This window comes from Vallitalea pronyensis (assembly GCF_018141445.1).
Classification (GTDB): Bacteria; Bacillota; Clostridia; order Lachnospirales; family Vallitaleaceae; genus Vallitalea; species Vallitalea pronyensis.
In genome coordinates this window covers 5,579,406-5,601,030 of record NZ_CP058649.1, presented here as the reverse complement: position 1 = coordinate 5,601,030, position 21,625 = coordinate 5,579,406, and the positions used below count along the sequence as shown (strand labels likewise).

The 21,625-nt window shown below is 38.9% G+C and carries 17 protein-coding genes; 15 read left to right on the top strand and 2 right to left on the bottom strand.

Annotation, left to right across the window (positions count from 1 at the left end):
- Positions 1 to 4 precede the first annotated feature (4 nt).
- The 6 genes from HZI73_RS23430 (at position 5) to HZI73_RS23405 (ending at position 7,784) form a co-directional block, all read left to right on the top strand.
- The gene (locus HZI73_RS23430) at positions 5 to 967 is read left to right on the top strand and encodes an ROK family protein (protein WP_212695757.1); all 963 of its coding nucleotides are present in this window, start codon (positions 5 to 7) and stop codon (positions 965 to 967) included.
- 221 nt (positions 968 to 1,188) lie between these two features.
- The gene (locus HZI73_RS23425) at positions 1,189 to 1,401 is read left to right on the top strand and encodes a FeoA family protein (RefSeq protein WP_212695756.1); all 213 of its coding nucleotides are present in this window, start codon (positions 1,189 to 1,191) and stop codon (positions 1,399 to 1,401) included.
- Between the two features lie 175 nt (positions 1,402 to 1,576).
- Positions 1,577 to 3,604, top strand: a complete 2,028-nt coding sequence (feoB, locus tag HZI73_RS23420; RefSeq protein ID WP_212695755.1) for a ferrous iron transport protein B — start codon at positions 1,577 to 1,579, stop codon at positions 3,602 to 3,604.
- A 1-nt stretch (position 3,605) separates the two neighbouring features.
- On the top strand, positions 3,606 to 3,749 hold the full coding sequence (locus HZI73_RS23415) for a FeoB-associated Cys-rich membrane protein (protein WP_212695754.1): 144 nt from the start codon (positions 3,606 to 3,608) through the stop codon (positions 3,747 to 3,749).
- A gap of 207 nt (positions 3,750 to 3,956) precedes the next feature.
- Positions 3,957 to 5,744 (top strand): M3 family oligoendopeptidase, encoded by a 1,788-nt coding sequence (locus tag HZI73_RS23410; protein ID WP_212695753.1) that lies wholly within the window; start codon positions 3,957 to 3,959, stop codon positions 5,742 to 5,744.
- 246 nt (positions 5,745 to 5,990) lie between these two features.
- Positions 5,991 to 7,784 carry an aminopeptidase P family protein gene (locus HZI73_RS23405; protein WP_212695752.1) on the top strand — a complete coding sequence of 598 codons (1,794 nt, stop codon included), beginning with the start codon at positions 5,991 to 5,993 and terminating at the stop codon, positions 7,782 to 7,784.
- Positions 7,785 to 7,890: 106 nt separating this feature from the next.
- On the opposite strand, the gene kbl is transcribed toward HZI73_RS23405, so the two are convergent.
- On the bottom strand, positions 7,891 to 9,081 hold the full coding sequence (kbl, locus tag HZI73_RS23400; RefSeq protein ID WP_212695751.1) for a glycine C-acetyltransferase: 1,191 nt from the start codon (positions 9,079 to 9,081) through the stop codon (positions 7,891 to 7,893).
- A 20-nt stretch (positions 9,082 to 9,101) separates the two neighbouring features.
- The gene (gene tdh, locus HZI73_RS23395; protein ID WP_334300240.1) at positions 9,102 to 10,142 is read right to left on the bottom strand and encodes an L-threonine 3-dehydrogenase; all 1,041 of its coding nucleotides are present in this window, start codon (positions 10,140 to 10,142) and stop codon (positions 9,102 to 9,104) included.
- Positions 10,143 to 10,470: 328 nt separating this feature from the next.
- Between tdh and bioB the strand changes: the two genes are divergently transcribed.
- From bioB to HZI73_RS23350, 9 genes are all read left to right on the top strand, one after another.
- Complete coding sequence (gene bioB / locus HZI73_RS23390) at positions 10,471 to 11,427, top strand: biotin synthase BioB (RefSeq protein WP_212695750.1); 957 nt, start codon at positions 10,471 to 10,473, stop codon at positions 11,425 to 11,427.
- Positions 11,428 to 11,525: 98 nt separating this feature from the next.
- Entirely contained in the window at positions 11,526 to 11,948 is a 423-nt protein-coding gene (locus HZI73_RS23385; RefSeq protein ID WP_212695749.1) for a pyridoxamine 5'-phosphate oxidase family protein, read from the top strand.
- Positions 11,949 to 12,295: 347 nt separating this feature from the next.
- Complete coding sequence (gene iorA, locus HZI73_RS23380) at positions 12,296 to 14,032, top strand: indolepyruvate ferredoxin oxidoreductase subunit alpha (protein ID WP_212695748.1); 1,737 nt, start codon at positions 12,296 to 12,298, stop codon at positions 14,030 to 14,032.
- 2 nt (positions 14,033 to 14,034) lie between these two features.
- A complete protein-coding gene (locus HZI73_RS23375; RefSeq protein ID WP_212695747.1) occupies positions 14,035 to 14,610 on the top strand; it encodes an indolepyruvate oxidoreductase subunit beta in 576 nt (191 codons plus the stop codon).
- 854 nt (positions 14,611 to 15,464) lie between these two features.
- On the top strand, positions 15,465 to 16,151 hold the full coding sequence (locus HZI73_RS23370) for a Crp/Fnr family transcriptional regulator (RefSeq protein WP_212695746.1): 687 nt from the start codon (positions 15,465 to 15,467) through the stop codon (positions 16,149 to 16,151).
- Positions 16,152 to 16,178: 27 nt separating this feature from the next.
- On the top strand, positions 16,179 to 17,570 hold the full coding sequence (locus tag HZI73_RS23365; RefSeq protein WP_246552264.1) for an ADP-ribosylglycohydrolase family protein: 1,392 nt from the start codon (positions 16,179 to 16,181) through the stop codon (positions 17,568 to 17,570).
- A 120-nt stretch (positions 17,571 to 17,690) separates the two neighbouring features.
- A complete protein-coding gene (locus HZI73_RS23360) occupies positions 17,691 to 18,866 on the top strand; it encodes a BMP family ABC transporter substrate-binding protein (RefSeq protein ID WP_212695745.1) in 1,176 nt (391 codons plus the stop codon).
- Positions 18,867 to 19,011: 145 nt separating this feature from the next.
- On the top strand, positions 19,012 to 20,565 hold the full coding sequence (locus tag HZI73_RS23355) for an ABC transporter ATP-binding protein (protein WP_212695744.1): 1,554 nt from the start codon (positions 19,012 to 19,014) through the stop codon (positions 20,563 to 20,565).
- Positions 20,558 to 21,625 carry an ABC transporter permease gene (locus HZI73_RS23350; RefSeq protein WP_212695743.1) on the top strand — a complete coding sequence of 356 codons (1,068 nt, stop codon included), beginning with the start codon at positions 20,558 to 20,560 and terminating at the stop codon, positions 21,623 to 21,625. Before HZI73_RS23355 ends, HZI73_RS23350 begins: the two co-directional genes overlap by 8 nt.

Genomic DNA, 21,625 nt, shown 5'->3' with positions numbered 1-21,625 from the left:
CGCTATGTATAATATTGGTATTGACCTAGGAGGAACAAACATTGCAGCGGCTATTGTAGCTGAGGATGGTACAATCATAAGAAAAGGTTCTACACCTACGATGAATGAACGCCAGCAAGAAGCCATTATTAAAGATATGGCTATGTTGGCCATAAAGCTTGTTGAGGATGAAGCCGGTATATCCATGGACGACATTCATTCCATTGGTGTAGGAAGTCCTGGAACACCCGACCCGGTTAATGGTATGATTGTTTATGCCAATAACCTGAATTTCCATAACACCCCTATTCGTGATGAGATGCAAAAGTATATCAATAAACCTATATTCGTTGGTAATGATGCTAATGTAGCGGCACTGGGTGAGTATGAGTGTGGTTCTGGTTCATCCTATAATGATTTAGTGGCCATCACATTAGGTACAGGCGTAGGCAGCGGTGTCATTATAAATGGTACCATCATTGATGGTAGTTTTTATGGTGGTGCTGAATTGGGACATGTTTCCATTAATTTTAATGGCATTGTATGTACTTGTGGACGAAAAGGCTGCTGGGAACAATATTCATCTGCTTCGGCATTAATCAGAGATGCCAAAGAAGCAGCTAAAAACAATCCAGAATCAAAACTGAATGAGCTTGTTCATGGGGACTTAACCAAGATGAATGCTAAGATACCTTTTGATGCAGCCCAAGCAGGTGACAAGACGGCTCAAGAAGTTATTAGCCAATACATTAAGCACTTAGCAGTAGGTCTTGTGAATGTCATTAACATTTTCCAACCAGAAGTCATTGTTCTTGGCGGGGGCGTGTCAGCTCAAGGTGATAACCTGATTCAACCCCTTCACAAAGAGATTATTAATGAAATCTATGGTGGTGAAAAAGCTTTTAAAACAAAAATACAAGTAGCTGAGCTGGGAAATGATGCTGGTATCATTGGTGCTGCTATGTTATATAAAGCATACGAAAAGTAAGAATAGATAAGGACTGCTTCCTACATCGTACGGAGGAGGTCCTTTTTATTATGATTTTGATAATCTTTTTCACTAAATCAAAAAACGATATTGACAATGATTATCATTTTTGATATTATAGACCTATAGTAAGGTAGTACATGAGTCTGTACTGAAGTCATAATGGTGTTGTCACACAACGCTGTTTAATTTACATATTATTAGATAGGATGTGATAGGATATGAGTTTATCAAAAGCAAAAACCAATAAGGAATACACGGTGCACCAAGTATCCGGTCAAGATGATATGGTAAAATTTTTATTTTCTCTTGGTTGTTACGAAGGTGAAAAAGTAACCATCATATCTAGGGTTGCGACAAATTATATTATCAATATTAAGGATAGCCGATATGGTATTGATGAAGCACTAGCAAAAATCATTCAAGTGGCATAGAATGATGCAGTCTTTTATAACAGATTGAAATATTTAAATTTAATGAGGTCGTAAGTAAATAGGTTCTATACAGTAATCCATCAAGGTTACTGTATATGGTTATGTGCACATATGTACAGTTATTTAACGATAATGACATTCAATATCAAAAATAAGAGATAAAAGGTGGTATAAGATGAAGATTGCATTAACAGGAAACCCTAATAGTGGTAAAACAACGATGTTTAACGCATTAACAGGAAAGCTTGAGCATGTTGGTAACTGGGCTGGGGTAACAGTTGATAAAAAAGTTGCCAAACTAAAAGGACATCTGAAAGAAAAAAAATCCGATGAAGTGATGGTTGTGGATTTGCCTGGGGCATACTCCATGAGCCCTTTTACTTCTGAGGAGAATATCACAAGTGATTTTGTAAAGGGTGAAAACCCAGATGTGATTATCAATGTCGTTGATGCTTCAAATTTAAATCGAAGTTTATTCTTTACAACACAGTTATTGGAATTAGGTATTCCTGTTGTTGTTGCTCTCAATAAAACAGATATGGTCCAGCGAAGCGGCTTAACCATTGATATACCACGACTTAAGAACTTACTTAATTGTGAGGTTATTGCCACTTCTGCTTTGAAGGAAAATGGACTTAAGGAATTGGCTTCAGCTGCTATTCGAGTAGGAAAACGTAAAGGTGGTCAAGCAGCACCTAAAATATTGGAGGATCATTTCCAAATTAAATCCAAAGAAGATGCAAAAAAAGCGGATGGTTTAAGGTTTGATTTTGTTAATCAAATAACAAAAAAAGTGGAGGTAAGGCGAGTTAAATCTAATACGGTAACTGTTGCAGATCAAGTGGATCGTATTATTGCACATAAATGGTTAGGTATTCCAATTTTTGGTCTGATACTTTGGGCGGTGTTTTATATATCCCAATCGTGGATTGGACCCTTATTGGCAGAATATGTAGAAATGGGTATGGAAGCTTTAACCAATGGCGTAGCAGGCGCATTAGAAGGGGCTGGTACCAATGCCTTTTTAACAGCTCTTATTGTTGATGGTATTATAGGTGGTGTAGGTGCAGTTCTTGGTTTCTTGCCACTAATCATGGTGCTGTTCTTCTTCCTTTCATTATTAGAAGATTGTGGTTATATGGCACGTGTTGCTGTGGTTATGGACAGATTTTTTAAATTGATTGGTCTTTCAGGAAAGTCCATTATTCCTATGGTTGTAGGATATGGTTGTGCCATTCCCGGTGTAATGGCTACAAGAACCATTAAAAGTCAGCGACAAAAAAGAATGACAGCCATGTTAACACCTTTTGTGCCTTGTGGTGCTAAGGTACCTATTATCGCATTATTTGTTGCAGTATTCTTTCCTCAATCACCATGGATGGCACCTGTTACTTATTTTGTAGCCATCTTATTAATTATTCTAGTTGGTTTACTGGCTAAGCGTATAACGAAGGCAGATACAGAAGTCAATTATTTTATGATTGAGTTACCAGAATATCGTTTACCAAGTTTTAAACGAGCGATTTTATCCATGTTTGACCGAGCGAAAGGCTTTATCATTAAAGCAGGTACCATTATCTTAGTGTGTAATGCAGCCGTATTCATCCTTCAATCTTTCGATTTCAGTTTCAATCTTGTAGGTGAAGAAGGCGTAAGCTCCAGCATGTTGGCCATTATTGCACAACCTGTAGCATTCTTATTCATTCCATTAGGATTTGGTATATGGCAGTTTGCAGCAGCGTCTGTGACGGGCTTCATTGCCAAAGAAAATGTTGTTGCAACCCTTGCTGTGTGTTTCGCATTATTTGGTGATAACGCAGAATCCCTATTGAATACACCAGGCAGTACCAATGTACTGATTGCAACAGGTGGTTTGACAGCGGTCAGTGCACTATCGTATATGTATTTTAACCTGTTTACACCTCCTTGTTTTGCAGCCATTGGAGCCATGAACGCAGAGATGGATTCTAAGAAGTGGTTATGGGCAGCCATTGGGGTACAGTTTGGTGTAGGCTATGTGATTGCACTATTAGTTAATCAGATAGGTACACTTATTGTATATGGTGAACTTGCTGAAGGTTTTGTAGCATCGATCATTATCTTAGCAGCAGTGGTCGTATTGCTCATCACGCTTATTAAACGTCATAAAGATGAAGGAGTAGCAGGCATAAATAGAAGCCGACAACAAAAGGAGATAGCATAATATGGGAGATGTCATAGCTGTTGTTATTGTTATTCTTTTAATAGGATTAGCTATTTATAAAATGCGGAAAGATAAGAAAGCAGGGAAACACTGCAGCGGATGCAGTGGCTGTATTTCGGAGGATAGCTGTCCATCTAAAAAATAAATATGTTTCATGAATGTAAAATAGTACACGAATATTGTCACGTAGAGGCGACTCAAAGAGTTTGCCTCTACTTTGTGTTATAGGAGTCCTGAATTGAACAATGGCTTCATCAATAAGGGTATAAATAAAGAATAAACCTCTAGTCAGCATACATGCATTCATTTATAATATAATTATATTATGTATTAGGTATGAAAGGAGAAACATATGAGTACATATTGGGATTTAACATCACTTTATACATCATTTGACGACCCCAAAATGGAGCAAGATCTTGCTCAAATAAAAGAAGACATTAAAACATTAAAAACATGGTTTCAAAATAACAGAGATAATGAGGCCATAGGTGATTCTCAGAAAATCACCCATATGATGACGGGTTTGACATCCATTAAGTTCAAATCCAGTCGATATGAAGCTTATGCCAGGTTAGAAGCTTCAACAAATACGACCCATCAAGTGGCTCAAGAGAAGCTAAACAGGATTGAGGCCGTTGAACCGGATATAAAAGAACTCGACATTATGTTCCAGAGTTATCTTAGTCATCTGGATGAACTGGATAACCTATTGCACACATCAGCATATTTAGAAGAACATGCTTTTATACTACATGAAATGGTTGCAAAACAGCAACATAGTTTAGACAGCGATACAGAGCTTATTATCGCAAAGATGAAAAATACAGGGTCAACAGCATGGACGAAATTGCACCAGCAGCTGTTATCCAATCTTCAGGTTGATTTACCTGCTGTGGATGGCTTGAAAGAAGAAACCAAGCCTATAAGCGCTGTACGTAATATGGCTTATGCACAAGATCAAAAGGTACGTAAGCGTGCCTATGAGAGTGAGCTAAAAGCTTATGAGAAAATAACACTCCCTATGGCAGCATGCATCAATGGTATTAAAGGTGAAGCCATCACCCAGTCTCACTTAAGGGATTTTGATTCGCCACTGGATATGTCCCTTTTTTATTCACGTATGGACCCATCCATTCTGGACGCTTTATTAGAAACAATGCGAGAGGCCTTACCGCTTATTCGTAAGTTTATGAAGAAGAAGGCTCACGTATTGGGTCATGATAAAGGTATGCCCTGGTATGACCTCTATGCCCCACTGGGTGAAAATAATGCTTTGGTGAGCTATGAAGAAGCAAAGAAAATCGTATATGATAATTTCCATAACTTTAATCCAGACTTAGCGCATTTTGCTCAGATGGCTTTTGATAAAAACTGGGTGGATGTTGAGCCAAGAGCTGGCAAACGAGGAGGAGCATTTTGTTATAACCTTCCCATAGGGGAGAGCCGCGTTCTATTAAATTATGACAGCGCACTTTCCGATGTGATTACCCTTGCCCATGAATTGGGTCATGGTTACCATGGCCATTGCTTGAAAGATGAACATCTATACAATAGACGCTATACCATGCCCATTGCAGAAACCGCTTCTACTTTCTGTGAGACCATTATTATAAAATCTGCCATGGCACATTGGGATGATGAGAAACGTTTTGCTATCCTTCATGACCAGGTCACAAGGTATATGGCGATTATCATGGATATATATAGTCGATTTCTGTTTGAAGATGACTTGTTTAAACAACGTGAGCATGCGACACTATCGGTCTCTAAGCTCTGCGACATGATGGCATCAGCTCAAAAGGAAGCCTATGGTGATGGATTGGACCATACGTATAACCATCCATATATGTGGGTCAATAAAGTACACTATTATTATGTGGACCGCAATTATTATAACTTCCCTTATGCCTTTGGTCTTTTGTTTGCTAAAGGTCTCTATGCCATGTACGAAAAAGAGGGTGACAGTTTCCTAACCAAATACGATACCTTACTAAGAGCCACAGGTAAAAACACCATCTATGATATTGGTCAACATGTGGGTATAGACTTGACAGATGTAGCATTCTTCAAAGGTGGACTGGACATGATAAGGGATGATGTTAACATGTTACTAAAACTCATTGAAACCATGGCATAAAAATATTAGTTATGGAATGATAAACCCATGTAAGCATAAGGAAGCTGGACCTGGTAAGCATGTTAAGGCCAGCTTCTTTGTATGACTAAAATCAAGTGACTTCATGGGGTTTACACTAATGAAAAATAAATAAAACAATAGGCTGAGTTATTATAATGATGTTTTTTTAATAAGACTATTAAAGCTTTACCATTTTTGATACAATGGGTAAAAGATAATAATCATGAGAGAAGGGATGTTGTGATAATGCGTACAAAACAGACAGTTAATGAGCGAATTGCCTTATTACGTGAAGAAATGAAAAAAGAAGGTTTATCAGCCTATATTATTCCCAGTGCTGACCCTCATCAAAGTGAATATGTAGCAGATTACTATAAAAGCAGAGCCTACATATCAGGGTTCACCGGTTCAGCCGGGACAGTAGTCATTACGTTAACCGATAGTTGCTTGTGGACAGATGGGCGCTATTTTATTCAAGCGGAACAACAGATTAGCCATAGTGACATGGTCTTATATAAAATGCGTATACCAGGGGTACCCACTTATCAAGAATGGTTAAGAGACCACATGGAATCAGGTCAACGTATTGGCTTTGACCAACGCCTTTTTTCCGTGAATGACGTTAAGGATCTTCAAGAGGTTATCGCTAATGACAGCATCACATGTGTGGGGGATTTTGATTTGATGAGTCGTATATGGACCGATCGTCCACCGCTCCCCAAGGCAACGATCTTTTACCATGATATAGCCTATACAGGACAATCAGCTGAAGAAAAAATTCAAGCTATTCGTCAAGTCATGACTGAGAAAAAAGCAGATGTCTACTTAATGAGTTCCCTTAATGATATTGCATGGTTATTCAATATTCGTGGTGGTGACATAGCCTATACACCTGTCACATATGCTTATGCTATGCTAACACAAGATGAAGCTGTTCTCTATCTACAGCTGGAGAAATTACCAGAGAGTGTGAGACTGTGTCTGGAAGAACAAGCCGTTGTTATACGACCCTATGATCAGATATTGGATGATATTCGTGAGACAACCGAAAATACATGGGTGATCTATGATCCCTCAAAACTGAACAATGCATTGCGCATGAAGGTGCACCCTTCAAGTCACCTTATAGAAACCCATGATCCTGTTATGATGATGAAAGCGCAGCTTAATGAAACGGAAATTAAGAATCTCAAAAACTGCCAGATAAAAGATGGCGTAGCCCTTGTTAGATTCCTTTATTGGCTGGAAAAAGCCGTGGCTACAGAGCATGTTACAGAGATGACAGCTGCTGAGCAATTAAGTGCTTTTAGAAAGCAGCAAGCCTTATACATTGAAGACAGCTTTGATACCATATCCGCTTATAAAGGCAATGCGGCTATGATGCATTACAAAGCAGAAGAGGAGACCGCAAAAGTATTAGAACCCAGAGGACTATACTTGGTGGATTCTGGAGGACAATATTATGATGGTACAACAGATATCACACGTACCATCGTACTAGGTGATATAACAGAAGAAGAACGTCGTGATTTTACCCTTGTGCTTAAGGCGCATATTGCCCTTAACCGGCTTGTGTTCTTACATGGTGCAACAGGTACACATATTGATAGTATCGCAAGACAGCCAATGTGGCAAGCCTATATGGATTACAAATGCGGCACAGGACATTCTGTAGGGTATCTATCAGGTGTTCATGAGGGACCTGCCAGTATTCATATGCGTATGCAGGATATTGTCTTAGAAGAAGGTATGCTCTTAACCAATGAACCAGGAGTCTATAAAGAGAATAAACACGGTATCCGTATAGAAAATGATATGTTAGTCACTGAAGTTGCTAAGAATGATGATGGCCGATTCATGGCTTTTGACGTGATATCCTACTGTCCCATTGATTTAAAGGGTATTGATGTGTCCATGCTTACAACAGAAGAAAAAACATGGTTGAATAACTACCATCAAGAAGTCTACGATAAACTATCCGCGTATCTTACAACGGATGAGCAGAAGTGGTTAGCCACACAAACAAGATATCTACCATAATGGGGTTTTACTAAGTTCACCCGTTATTATGGGATAAAACAATAAAAGGGATGTCATCTGACGGTTTACACGGAACTGAACCGTTAAAATGACATCCCTTGCTTAATTATACGCCTAATTCATTTTTTGCTTCTGCAAAAGCTTGAATAGCTCGGTCCAAATCTTCCTTACTATGAACAGCAGATATCTGAGTTCTAATTCTAGCCTTGCCTTTTGGTACCACTGGATAGTAGAAACCAATCACATAGATGCCTTTTTCTAACATCTTTTCAGCCATTTTCTGAGCAATCACCGCATCACCTAACATGATGGGTACAATGGGGTGTTCGCCTTCAGGTATGTCGAAACCAACTTGACGCATGCCTTCACGGAAATAGACGGTGTTTTCTTCTAATTTATCTCTAAGAGCAGTGGATGAAGACAGCATATCTAAGATTTTAAGGGATGTAGCCGTAATAGCAGGAGACAACGTATTGGAGAATAAATAAGGTCTTGACCGTTGACGCAGGAGGTCAATAATCTCTTGACGACCACTGGTGAATCCGCCGCTTGCTCCACCAAGAGCCTTACCCAGTGTACTGGTAATAATATCTACCCGACCCATCACATCTCTGAATTCATGGGTACCACGACCATGCTCACCTACAAAACCTGTAGCATGGCTATCATCCACCATGACCATGGCGTTATACTTTTCTGCTAAATCACAGATGCCTTGAAGATTAGCAATGATGCCATCCATGGAAAAGACACCGTCTGTTGCAATGAGCTTAATCCGTGCGCCGTTATCATCTGCTTCACGAAGTTTCTCTTCTAAGTCTGTCATGTTATTATTGAGGTAACGATAGCGCTTAGCCTTACTTAGACGTACACCATCGATAATGCTTGCATGGTTAAGTTCATCACTGATGATGGCATCATCAGCTGTTAAGATGGTTTCGAATAAACCACCGTTGGCATCAAAGGCTGAGGAATAAAGAATGGTATCATCTGTCTGTAAAAATTCGGATATTTTTTTCTCAAGGTCTTTATGAATCTGTTGCGTACCCACAATAAATCGCACACTGGACAGGCCATAACCCCATTGGTCATAGCTGGCTTTTGCAGCGTCAATGACATCTGGGTGAGAAGCTAAACCAAGATAGTTGTTTGCACAGAAATTAAGCACTTGGTCTTTAGCTAATGTATTGATTGTTCCACTCTGAGGTGTTGTAACGACACGTTCTTTTTTCCATAGACCACTTGCTTTTATATCCTTTAATTGCTCATCATAGATTTCTTTTGCAAAATTAAACATATGTTTCCTTCCTTTCTTCTCTAATCTTCCCAGGTGAGAACAACTTTGCCGGATTTACCAGAGTTCATGACGTCAAAGCCTTTCTCAAAATCCGTATAATGATAATGATGGGTAATAATGGGTGCGATATCAAGTCCTGATTGAATCATGGATGTCATTTTGTACCATGTCTCAAACATCTCGCGACCATAGATACCTTTAATGGTTATGCCATTAAAGACAACTTTATTCCAATCAATGGTGGTATCAGGACCTTGAATCCCCAGCATAGCAATTTTACCACCGTGCTCCATATGAGCTAACATATCATTAAATGCCAGAGCATTCCCCGACATTTCAAGACCCACATCGAAACCTTCTTTCATCCCTAAATCATCCATAACCTGCTTGATGGTTTGTTTGGTCACATCTACTGTGACAACGCCCATTTTTTTAGCAAGATCCAAGCGATAGTCATTAATATCTGTAATGACCACGTGTCTAGCACCAGCTTTTTTTGCTACAGCAGATGCCATAATGCCAATAGGTCCAGCACCAGTAATCAGTACATCTTCACCCACTAGGTCAAAGGATAGAGCAGTATGCACAGCATTACCAAGAGGATCAAAACAGCTGAGTATATCTGTATCAATGCCTTCGTCACAATGCCAAACATTGGTTGAGGGGATCACAAGATATTCTGCAAAAGCACCGGAACGGTTCACGCCAACGCCACTGGTGTTAATGCATAGATGGCGTCTGCCAGCCAGACAGTTACGGCAGTGACCACAGACTATGTGACCTTCTCCAGAAACCAAATCACCCACATGAAAGCCCTTTACATGATCTCCAAAACCTACAATTCTTCCAACAAACTCATGACCGATCACCATAGGTGTAGGAATGGTTTCGCTGGCCCATTTATCCCAATTATAGATATGTACATCGGTACCACATATGGAGGTTTTCATGATTTTAATCATCACATCGGTACTACCAACTTGGGGAATCGGTACGTCTTCAATCCATAAACCTTTTTCAGGCGTTTTTTTTACTAAAGCATGCATGGTTTTCTTATCTATTGTCGTTATCAAGAGGTGTATCTCCTTTCAAAAAACAGCATAAATGATGATGCCATTTACCTTGATCATTTAATTTAAGTATAGTGAATTAATGTCTGTGTGTCAAATACAAAATTAAAAAAATGTAGTATTTATATAGTACACACATATGTAAGGCTCAGGTAGACAACAGGCTAAGCTCAACATGAGTCCTTTTGAGATAGGTTGATGGTGTGTTAACCATGGATTAGGTTTTGGTTGACAAAAGTAAATGCCTTACCTATAATGAGAGTCAGTCTTGAACATCGTATATATGACCGCATCACTAGTAGAGAGAGGAGATAACAGCATGAAAAACATTATTCATGACATTATAAACGACTATAGCCTAACCAAGGAAGAAGCCTCCCAGATATATCAATCATGGAACTCGGATAAGTTATTTGAAGGAGCTAATGCTGTAAGAGAGCATTATATGGGTAACAAAGTGGACCTCTGTACCATCATGAATGCTAAGTCTGGTAGATGCAGCGAGGATTGTAAATATTGTGCCCAATCCATCCATTATAAAACCGGTATCCAAGAATATCCTTTAATTTCCAAAGAGGAGGCCATTAAACGAGCCGAAGAAAATAGCCGCTATGGCGTCCATCATTTTTCACTGGTAACCAGTGGGAAAGGTTTAACAGGAAAAGATTTTGATCAGATCATTGAAATCTATGAGGCCCTCCATGCCAAGTTACCGAATCTACGCTTATGTGCTTCTTTAGGTATTCTGCATGTGGAACAAGCCATTCGATTAAAAGAAGCAGGAGTTACAACGTATCATCATAACCTGGAAACCAGTCGACGCTACTACAGAGAAGTCTGTACCACACATACATATGATGACCGTGTTGCAACCATAAAAAATGCACAAAATGCTGGACTAGCTGTTTGCTCAGGTGGTATTATGGGTATAGGAGAGACATTGGAAGATCGTATGGATATGGCTTTTGATCTCAGAGAACTGGGCATAAGCTCCGTCCCTCTCAATGTGCTTCATCCAGTAGCAGGGACACCTTATGGCGATAATGAGATGCCTGCACCAGAGGACATCTTGCGCACCATGGCTATTTATCGATTGATCCTGCCAAAATCCTATATACGTTATGCTGGAGGGCGTATGGCTCTAGAGGAGTACCAAGAAAAAGGTTTTAAAGCAGGCGTTAATGCAGCATTAGTTGGGAATTATTTGACGACCATTGGCAATAAGATAGCAGATGATATCCATATGATTTGTCAATTAGGTTTTAGAATAACATAATTACTAGGGTTGAATGTACTAATGCGGTGATGACGTTTTACAGCATGCTGCCGTTGACTGACTTGTCATCAAACATCAAGAAGTAGGAGGGCAAAAAAATGGATAAGGAATTTGCAATTGGAAAATCATTAGAGATTGTGAAAAATGCTAAGATCGCTATGTTAGGTACAACAGATCAGAAGGGGTATCCCAATATAAAAGCCATGCTAAATCTCCATTCTGAGGGGTTGAAGGATATATGGTTTAGTACAAATACCTCATCTAAGCGTGTAGCTGATATTATGAAAAACCCCAAGACCTGTGTTTATTATATGGATGAGCAAAGTTTCATGGGATTGATGCTGGTTGGGGAGATTGAAGTTATTCAGGATGATTTTTATCGGGAAAAACTATGGTTTGAAGGTTGTGAAAGATATTACAAAAAAGGGATTGGGGATCCTGACTATACCGTACTGCATTTTCGAGCCCATCATGGCAATTTCTATTATCGATTAAAGAACCTAGACTTTAACATTGACTAAATGTACTACTACACGTAACGTCATACCATCATTTGGTATTTTACCCATAGGTATATCATACATGTAAACATATCTTAACCCAACATCATGCGCTAATTTTTAGCGCATTATTTTTATATAAGTTTATCACATTAAAGTTACACAGACGGTAAAACAACAATAGACGAAACGAGCAATACCTGTTAAAATAGAATTATAGTTGAATGTTCTGGCACGACAAGTGCTGTATTAACTCTCTCGCTTAATGTGTCATTATTAATTGTGCATAGATTGTCATCAAGATATGTACTATTAATGATGCCACGCTTATACAAGTTACTTACAATTAACGAAAGGATTGATAAGATATGGGGAACAAGAGACTTATGCTTGGTAATGAAGCTGTTGCCAGAGGCGCATATGAAGCAGGTGCTACTGTCGCTGTTGCATATCCTGGAACACCAAGTACTGAGATTACTGAATTTGTAGCAACATATGATGACATATACGCTCAGTGGTCACCCAATGAAAAAGTGGCATTAGAGGTAGGTATTGGTTCTTCTGTTAGTGGTGCAAGAACCATGGTGGCCATGAAACATGTTGGGGTAAATGTTGCTGCAGATCCATTATTCACAGTAGCTTATACAGGTGTTAATGGAGGGTTAGTTATTCTTGTAGCTGATGACCCGGGTATGCACAGTTCACAGAATGAACAAGATAGCCGCTACTATGCTCGGTCAGCTCACATTCCAATGCTTGAGCCTTCTGATAGCCACGAAGCAAAAGAATTTGTAAAAGAAGCTTTTGACATGAGTGAGAAATATGACACACCAGTTTTCGTGAGATTGACTACACGTATTTCACATTCCCAAAGTATTGTGGAGATCCATGATCGGAAAGATGTTCCATTAAAACCCTATCATAAAGACTTTAAAAAGAATGTTATGATGCCAGCCATGGCTAGGGTTAGACACGTGGTTGTTGAGAAGCGCATGCATCAAATGGCAGAAGATGCCAATCACTGTGCTGTTAATACAGTAGAGATGGGGGATACATCCATTGGTGTCATTACAAGTGGCGTACCTTACCAATATGTAAAAGAAGTGTTGCCGGGTGCCTCCGTTCTTAAATTAGGGATGGTTCACCCATTGCCTAAACAGCTCATTGAAGATTTTGCTAAGAAAGTGGATCAATTATACATTGTTGAAGAGTTAGAGCCCATCTTTGAAGAACAAATAAAATCTTGGGGGATAGATGTACTTGGTAAAGAGATTTTAACCGTTCAAGGCGAATACAGCGCGAACCTGTTAGAAGAAAGGATTGCCAAGAATTCATTGGGTTTGGATACGCCGAAGCAATTACCAGTAAGACCTCCTGTGATGTGCCCAGGTTGCCCACATCGAGGTGTTTACTATATCCTGCATAAATTAAAGAAACATGCCACAGGGGATATTGGATGTTATACACTTGGCGCACTTCCGCCATTAGAAGGTATTGATACTTGTGTCTGCATGGGTGCGAGTGTGAGTATGTTACACGGTATCGAAAAAGCACGTGGAAAAGAATTTATCAAAGATTGGGTAGGTATTATCGGTGACTCCACATTTGTTCACTCTGGCATCACAGGGTTAGTGGACATTGTATATAACAAAGGTATATCCACCGTTATCATTCTTGATAACTCCACAACAGGTATGACAGGGCATCAAGATAACCCAGCAACAGGTCGTACATTAAAAGGAGAAGCGACCCATGTGCTTAACCTTGTTGACCTTGCTATGAGCATAGGCATTACCAATGTGCGGGTGGTGAACCCATTTAAGCCAGAAGAAGTAGAGTTAGCGGTCAAAGAAGAAACAGCAAAAGAAGAACCTTCAGTCATCATCGCAAGTGCACCTTGTGAATTATTAGATAGGAAAACAAAACGTATCCCATACCGCATTGACCTAGATACATGTAAAAACTGTGGAATGTGTATGCGCATTGGATGTCCAGCTATTTCAAAGCAAGACAATAAGATGTTCATTAACGACACCTTATGTAGTGGTTGCGGCTTATGTGCAAAAATATGTAAGTTCGGTGCTATTGTGAAGGAGGCTCAATAAACATGAAAACGAAGAATATATTAGTTGTAGGTGTAGGGGGACAAGGCACACTATTAACCAGTCGTATACTTGGGAATTTAGCCATCCATTCTGGCTATGATGTCAAATTATCAGAAGTTCATGGTATGTCCCAGCGTGGCGGAAGCGTTGTAACCCATATTCGTTATGGTAAGAAAGTGTATTCACCACTGGTTGAAGTAGGAAAAGCCGATGTGATTCTTGCTTTTGAGAAGATGGAAGCCCTTAGATGGCGTCATTATTTAAAGAAAGACGGTATCATCATTGTCAATACCCAAGAAATTGATCCTATGCCTGTGATTATTGGTGCTGACAAGTACCCAGATGATGTCATCGAACAACTACAACAAAATGAAAATAAAGTCATTGTCGCCGACGCTCTTGCAGAAGCCCGAAAGATTGGTAATTTCCGAGTGGTAAATACCGTATTATTAGGTTTATTAGCTAAAAACATGGATGTGGACGTACAGACTTGGGAAGAAGCCATTAAGCAAACCGTACCACCTAAGACCGTTGAGGTGAATATCAAAGCATTCCAGGCAGGTTATGTTTTAGCTTAGTAAAACCTATAAGGGATTGATAAAGCATAAACATGATGAGATGGTCGTTTAAAGTGGTTTAAAGATTATATAATGGGTTAAGCTATAATCCAGCATAACCCATTATATAGCACTTAAACACTTTAATGAGGTAATTATATGTAGAATTAATATATTGCAGAGATGCCTAGAGGGTCAAGGAAATATAATATGGAATAAACACATCGAATGTATGGGAAGGGATGAACTAAGAAATCTTCAGAGCAGGCGGTTATGTGTAACGGTTGAACGTGTTCATTACCTCGTCGGGAATAGTTGGTAAACCAACGCTTATAGGTTATACAAGACGTGACCTATCATCACAAGTAATAATTTAGAGCTTGCATCTTCAATGGAAATATGTGACAATTAGTAGGGTAAGGAAATAGGTGCGATACTTTCTTCAAATATGAAAATAATAAAGTGAATACTGAATCAGAAATGAAAGTGAATGACTAAACAATTGCATAGGCTGGCAATGGCATAGTGATTCACTTTATTTGGATTTAATAAAAACATCATAGAGTTAAGATAGATAAGAAATGAAGCTAGATGATTCAACATGGACCCATTACAAAAATATGTTAAAGAAGATATTTAAAAATCGGACATGTGTCCTTTTTTATGAAAGATGATTTCGCTATAATAGGAACAAGTTCATTGTGAATTAAATACGAATTTATGCAAATAATAGAAATGAAAATAAACAAATTTCCTAAAATAGAGAATGTAAATACAAAATAGTTCTACATTTCATTTCCATTACAAGAAATAATTTAGTCATTATAAACATTTTTCATAAAAGATAGGATAAACTAATATGGAGTGTGTGATACATGTTATTACAAGAGCTGATAGAAAGCCAACCTAGTCTTAAGAAAATGCTTAATGGTATGCCAAAAGAAATACAAGACCGTTGTGTGTTAAAACGTATGAAAAAAGGCAGTACTGTTATTGGAAAAGGTGACGAGATTAAGTATGTGGATATTCTGTGTCAAGGTGAGTTGGATGTTATTAATGAATTTGCCAACGGGAGTATCTATGTATTTGACACCAATAAAGCCATTGATTTTATTGGTGAAATGGAAGCATTAGCAGATGAAACCCGAGCAATTGTGACCAACCGGGCAAGAACAGACTGTATGGTACTACGAGTTCCAATAAAAGATTTTATAGCGTGGACAGAAAAAGACAGCTACATTACCATGATTATTGCTAAGCGGTTAGCTAATCGTTTGTGTTATACGTCAGGTTATCAAGGGTACTCCAACTACTTTCCAGCTGCTCACATGATTAAACGCTTTATTATGGAATATGTTAATCGTGAAATGGATACTGGTCAAGTGGTTAACATTAAAATGAAACGACAAGAGATAGCGGATATTCTTGGTTTAAGTGTGAAAACCGTTGGGCGTAATGTCACAAAGCTAAAAGAGCAAGGTCTGGTCAGCGTTCGAAAAGGAAAGATATATGTTAACCGTGATCAGTTAATGCATCTAAAAGATACCATGGAGGTATGGTAGAAGCATGTAAACAGGAGGAAAAACATCGTGAAAGCTTGGGAAATGGAAAAAGAGCTGATTCAATCAGCCATACCAACAATTCTTGAAGAAGAGGAACAAGAATGGGATGTAATGGCTGAGGTGGGAAAAGCAGAAGATGATAAGATAAAACTTCTATGGGGAAGTAACGTACCTGGTTCTGCTGCGCCAGAGCGCATTATTATAGCTGGTGTCCAAGCCATGGAAAATAGAGGTTATCTTGTAGAAGGTTATGAAGCAATTGTTGACGAAGGTTTAAAGGCATTGGAAGCTAATGATATGGTTACACTTCACCAATTGACATCCAAACTGTATCATCAAATCCTTCACAGTGTGAAAGATGAAGCATCCTCTTATTGGCATTATAAACCTTACACAACTTGGAAACAATATGAAGAAGCTGTTACTTTTCTAAAACCAGAGTCGGTGGATGTATATTCCAAGGACTTTGAAGACAAAATATTAGTAGGGTGGCGGGCACAACTCATTGGTGGTGCCTTAGGAACAGCCATTGAAGGTTATACAACGGATAACTTACGTAAGGTATTTGGTGAGATTCACGATTATGTGAGAAAACCTAATACATTAAATGATGATATCACTTTTGAGCTAGCTTTTTTAAAAGCTTATGCGAAGAAAGGAAAGGAACTAACCTCCGTTGATATTGCCCATGAATGGATTGGTCTAATCCCTGCTGGCTGGTCGGCAGAAGAAGTAGCCCTACGAAATATTCGTTACGGTATATACCCACCTGAAAGCGGTGTATACGGTAACCCCTATTGTGAGTGGATTGGTGCTCAGATGCGAGGCGCAATATGTGGTATGGTTGCACCTGGTAATCCAAGAGAAGCTGCAAGGCTAGCATGGATAGATGGGCAGATATCCCACTATAATAATGGTATTATTGGTGAAGTGTTTAATGCCATCTTAGTTGCATTATCCTTCACAAGAACAGATGTAAGAGAACTGCTTAAAGATACAATAAGCATGATCCCAGACGATAGTGAATATTATACCGTTGTGACATTCGCTCTTGAACAGTGTGAAAAAGCACATAACTGGGAAGAAGCTTGGCGTATCTGCGAGAAGAAGTATGAAAGGTACAATTGGATTCATGCTTATCCAAACGCAGCAGCAGAAGTGGTTGCTTTGTGGTTTGGTAATGGTGATTTTGACAAAACCCTTCACATCATAGCCATGGAAGGTGTCGATGTTGATTGTAATGCAGCACAGATTATGACAGCACTGGGCATCATGGTTGGTCAAGATAAAATCGCCTCAAAATGGACCGAGCCTTTTGACGATAACATCGTCACCTATGTGCGTACCATGGAAAACATCGATATTCATGAGCTTTCTGAGTGGACAGTATCTAGTTGCCGCAATGCCCAGAAAGCCTAGAAATATGACACTAAGAACTGATGTTTCATTCTTGTAAATGTCAAATGCTTGGTGTATAATGTAACTCTAAATTGCTGAAAATGACAATTTATAACAAAAATTAAAACAAAGGGGGACACAATGATGAAAAAATCATTAATCCTAATTTTAGCACTTGCAATGACATTGTCTATGATTCTTACTGGATGTGGTGAGAAACAAGATGATACAGACAAGCCTGACACAGGTACAGAAACGCCAGACACAGGTACAGACACACCAGATACCGGCACAGATACTGGTGATAATGAAGACGTTTTAAAAGTAGCTTTACTCATCAACGGAACACTTGGTGACAAATCTTTCTTTGATTCAGCTGACAACGGTATGAAATTAGCAGAACAAAAATTTGGTGACAAAGTTGAGACCAAAACAATTGAAATGAACTATGACCCAAGTAAATGGTTACCAACCCTACAGGATGTATCTGATGCAGATTGGGATATCATTATCGTTGGTACATGGCAAATGGTTGAGCATTTATCTGAAGTAGCTCTTGAATACCCAGATAAGAAGTATGTCATCTTTGATTCAGCTGTTGATTATACTGCAGATGATTACTCCAACGTATACTCCATTAACTTCAAGCAAAATGAAGGTGCATTTATTGCAGGTGTACTGGCATCACGTGTAACAACTTCTGGTATGGAAAGAACCAATGAAGATAAGAAAATTGGTTTCTTAGGTGGCATGGATATTCCAGTTATTAATGACTTCTTAGTAGGTTACATTGAAGGTGCTCAATATGCAGACCCAGATATGAAAGTTGCAATCTCTTATATTGGTGGTTTTGAAGACTCTGCTAAAGCAAAAGAGTTATGTCTTGCTCAATACAATAGTGGTGTGGATATTGGCTTTAACGTTGCTGGACAAGCAGGTCTTGGACAACTTGATGCGGCTAAAGAAGTGGACAAATATGCCATTGGTGTAGACTCTGACCAAGTAGCCTTATTCCCAGATGATCAAGAAAAAGCAAAGCTTATCTTAACATCTGTATTAAAAAGAGTTGACCAAGCATTACTTCGTTCCATTGAAATGCACATGGAAGGCACAACACCTTATGGTAAAGAAGAAATTCTTGGATTCAAAGAAAAAGCAATTGGTTTTGTAGAAGGTAATCCTCTTGTACCAGCTGATTTGTTAACAGAGTTAAAAGACATTGAAGCAAAAATTATCAATGGTGATATCAAAGTAACAACAGCTATGGGATTGGATACAGACGCTCTTAACGAGATCAGAAACAAAGTTAAACCTTAAGCAATATATAACGAAGGGTGCGCTTTTTGATTTGTCATAAAACGTACCCTTTACTTAAGACATCATAGAATTTCTTAGGGGCTCATCTAACCTACGCCCCTTATATGAAATTCGCTCAATTATAATCTAATGGAGTGATAATAAAATGCAAAACGAACTACTCAAAATGGAGAACATCACAAAAGTTTATCCAAGTGGTATAGTGGCGAATGATGGTGTCAACTTCTCTATTAGAGAAGGAGAAATTCATGCTGTATGTGGCGAGAATGGTGCAGGAAAATCAACACTCATGAAGATTCTTTTCGGACTTCTTACGCCTGAAGAAGGTCGTATTACTTTAAGAGGAAAAGAAATTCATCTTACATCGCCAACAGTTGCCATTGACCACGGTATTGGCATGGTCCACCAGCACTTTATGCTAGTTCCTTCTTTAACCGTTGCAGAGAATATGGTACTCGGTGTGGAGCCTAAAAAAGGTATCTTCATTAACATGGAAGAAGCTGTTCGTATCACAGAGGAACTTGCTGAGAAATACAATCTACATGTTGACCCAAAAGCAAAAGTTGAAGATATACCAGTTGGTATTAAACAAAAAGTGGAAATACTTAAAGCGTTACTTCGAGGTGCTAAGATTTTAATCTTAGATGAACCTACGGCTGTACTTACTCCTCAGGAGACGACTGAGCTCTTTAAAGAGCTTAAATTACTAAAAGACAAAGGCCATACCATTATCTTTATTTCCCATAAACTCAATGAGGTCAAAGAATTATGTGACCGGATTACAGTTATGCGAAATGGTAAAAGTATGGGTGTTCATGATACAAGTGATGTAACGGAAGAAGATATCTCCCGTTTAATGGTTGGTCGTGATGTTGTTTTGCGTGTTGAAAAAGACGAGGCCGACCCAAAAGAAGCCATCCTTAATGTAAAAGATTTAAAATACGTGAATGAATTAGGAAAAACAGCCTTAAAGGGCATTTCATTTAGTGTTAGAAAAGGTGAAATTCTTGGTATTGCTGGTGTAGAAGGTAATGGACAGAGTGAATTGGTGCAATCCATTACAGGCTTACAGCGGCCTACTTCAGGCAGTATCACAATTACTGGACAAGAAATCACCCATAAAACCATCAAAGACATTAGAAACTTAGGTACATCTCATGTACCCGAAGATCGTATGACTTATGGTGTTGCAGGTGATATGAGTATTGAACAAAATGTCATATCCGATAGTTATGATTCAAAAGAATTAAATGGCGGTATACTTCTTCGGATGAAACGTATTAAAGATAGAGCTGCCAAATTATCCAAAGAATATCGTGTCAAATGTGACTCGCCGGATCAAAAGGTACGGATGCTTTCAGGTGGTAATATACAGAAAGTTGTTGTAGCAAGAGAATTCTCCAACAACCCTAAACTGCTGATAGCTAATCAGCCAACCCGTGGTATTGATGTGGGTGCTACAGAGTTCATTCGTAAACGTCTTGTTGAACTGCGAGACGAAGGTAGTTCCATTCTCTTAGTTTCTGCTGACTTGAATGAAGTCATGGAACTTAGTGATAGTTTAATTGTCATGTATGGTGGTGAAATTGTTGCTTATTTTGAAGACACCAAAACCCTTACAGAAGAGGAATTAGGTCTTTATATGTTAGGTATTAAGAAACAATCGCCAGAAGAGGTTAGGAGGGTTATCTATGCGTAGGAATCTAAAATTTGAAGCTATTCGTACGAGTCTTGCTATCCTTATTGCATTGGCGATAGCATTAATACTTATATTTTCAGTGAGTAGTCAACCGTTAGAAGCCCTAAAAGAATTTTTATACGGTCCTATCGATAGTGTAAGACATTTTGGTAATGTGATTGAATTGGCTATACCATTAACCTTTACAGGTCTTGCCATCAGCATTATGTTTAAAGCGAAGCAATTTAACTTAGGTGCTGAAGGTGGTTTTTTTATTGGTGCAATCATCGCCATGATTGTAGCTATCCAGGTGACGTTACCAGCAGGTATTCACCCAACAGTAGCGATTTTACTAGGTGGTGTAGCAGGGGCTATTGTTCTCTGTATTCCAGCTATCTTAAAAGTAAGATGGGGTGCAACAGAGCTTGTATCATCGTTGATGCTGAATTACATTGCATTCTTCATTGGCATGTACTTACTTAACTATCATTTTAGAGACCCAAATGCAGGGGCTATGTATTCTTACAAGTTCCCAAAAGCAGCTAACTTGATGCGTCTGATTCCCAAAACACGGGTGCATTTTGGCTTAATCATTGTGATTGTGATGATCATACTTTGTTATTATTTCTTATACCAAACAAAGTGGGGTTATGCTATACGTGTTACAGGTGAAAATAAAAGATTTGCGGAGTATTCCGGTATTAATACAGCTAAGATCATTATTCTTGCCCAAGTAATCGGCGGTTTCATTGCCGGCATGGGTGGGGCAACAGAGGTACTTGGTATGTACAAACGTTTTTCATGGCAGGCTTCTCCTGGATATGGATGGGACGGTGTTATTGTAGCCATACTTGCCCGTAATAACCCAGCCTTGGTGCCAATAGGCGCTTTATTCCTGGCCTATTTACGGGTTGGCGCCGACCAGATGGCACGTTCAACAGATGTACAGAGTGAAGTGGTAGCGATTATTCAAGGTGTCATCATCGTACTTATTGTTGCTGATAGTTTCTTATCCAAATACAAACATAAACTTATTTACAAAGAAGCTAAGCAGAATATGAGCATAAAGGGGGCAAAATAA

Bases quoted from the DNA above. Each gene is read 5' to 3' on its own strand.
- HZI73_RS23430 (WP_212695757.1), top strand. From the start codon at position 5: ATGTATAATATTGGTATTGACCTAGGAGGAACAAACATTGCAGCGGCT.
- HZI73_RS23425 (WP_212695756.1), top strand. From the start codon at position 1,189: ATGAGTTTATCAAAAGCAAAAACCAATAAGGAATACACGGTGCACCAA.
- feoB (WP_212695755.1), top strand. From the start codon at position 1,577: ATGAAGATTGCATTAACAGGAAACCCTAATAGTGGTAAAACAACGATG.
- HZI73_RS23415 (WP_212695754.1), top strand. From the start codon at position 3,606: ATGGGAGATGTCATAGCTGTTGTTATTGTTATTCTTTTAATAGGATTA.
- HZI73_RS23410 (WP_212695753.1), top strand. From the start codon at position 3,957: ATGAGTACATATTGGGATTTAACATCACTTTATACATCATTTGACGAC.
- HZI73_RS23405 (WP_212695752.1), top strand. From the start codon at position 5,991: ATGCGTACAAAACAGACAGTTAATGAGCGAATTGCCTTATTACGTGAA.
- kbl (WP_212695751.1), bottom strand. From the start codon at position 9,081: ATGTTTAATTTTGCAAAAGAAATCTATGATGAGCAATTAAAGGATATA.
- bioB (WP_212695750.1), top strand. From the start codon at position 10,471: ATGAAAAACATTATTCATGACATTATAAACGACTATAGCCTAACCAAG.
- HZI73_RS23385 (WP_212695749.1), top strand. From the start codon at position 11,526: ATGGATAAGGAATTTGCAATTGGAAAATCATTAGAGATTGTGAAAAAT.
- iorA (WP_212695748.1), top strand. From the start codon at position 12,296: ATGGGGAACAAGAGACTTATGCTTGGTAATGAAGCTGTTGCCAGAGGC.
- HZI73_RS23375 (WP_212695747.1), top strand. From the start codon at position 14,035: ATGAAAACGAAGAATATATTAGTTGTAGGTGTAGGGGGACAAGGCACA.
- HZI73_RS23370 (WP_212695746.1), top strand. From the start codon at position 15,465: ATGTTATTACAAGAGCTGATAGAAAGCCAACCTAGTCTTAAGAAAATG.
- HZI73_RS23360 (WP_212695745.1), top strand. From the start codon at position 17,691: ATGATGAAAAAATCATTAATCCTAATTTTAGCACTTGCAATGACATTG.
- HZI73_RS23355 (WP_212695744.1), top strand. From the start codon at position 19,012: ATGCAAAACGAACTACTCAAAATGGAGAACATCACAAAAGTTTATCCA.
- HZI73_RS23350 (WP_212695743.1), top strand. From the start codon at position 20,558: ATGCGTAGGAATCTAAAATTTGAAGCTATTCGTACGAGTCTTGCTATC.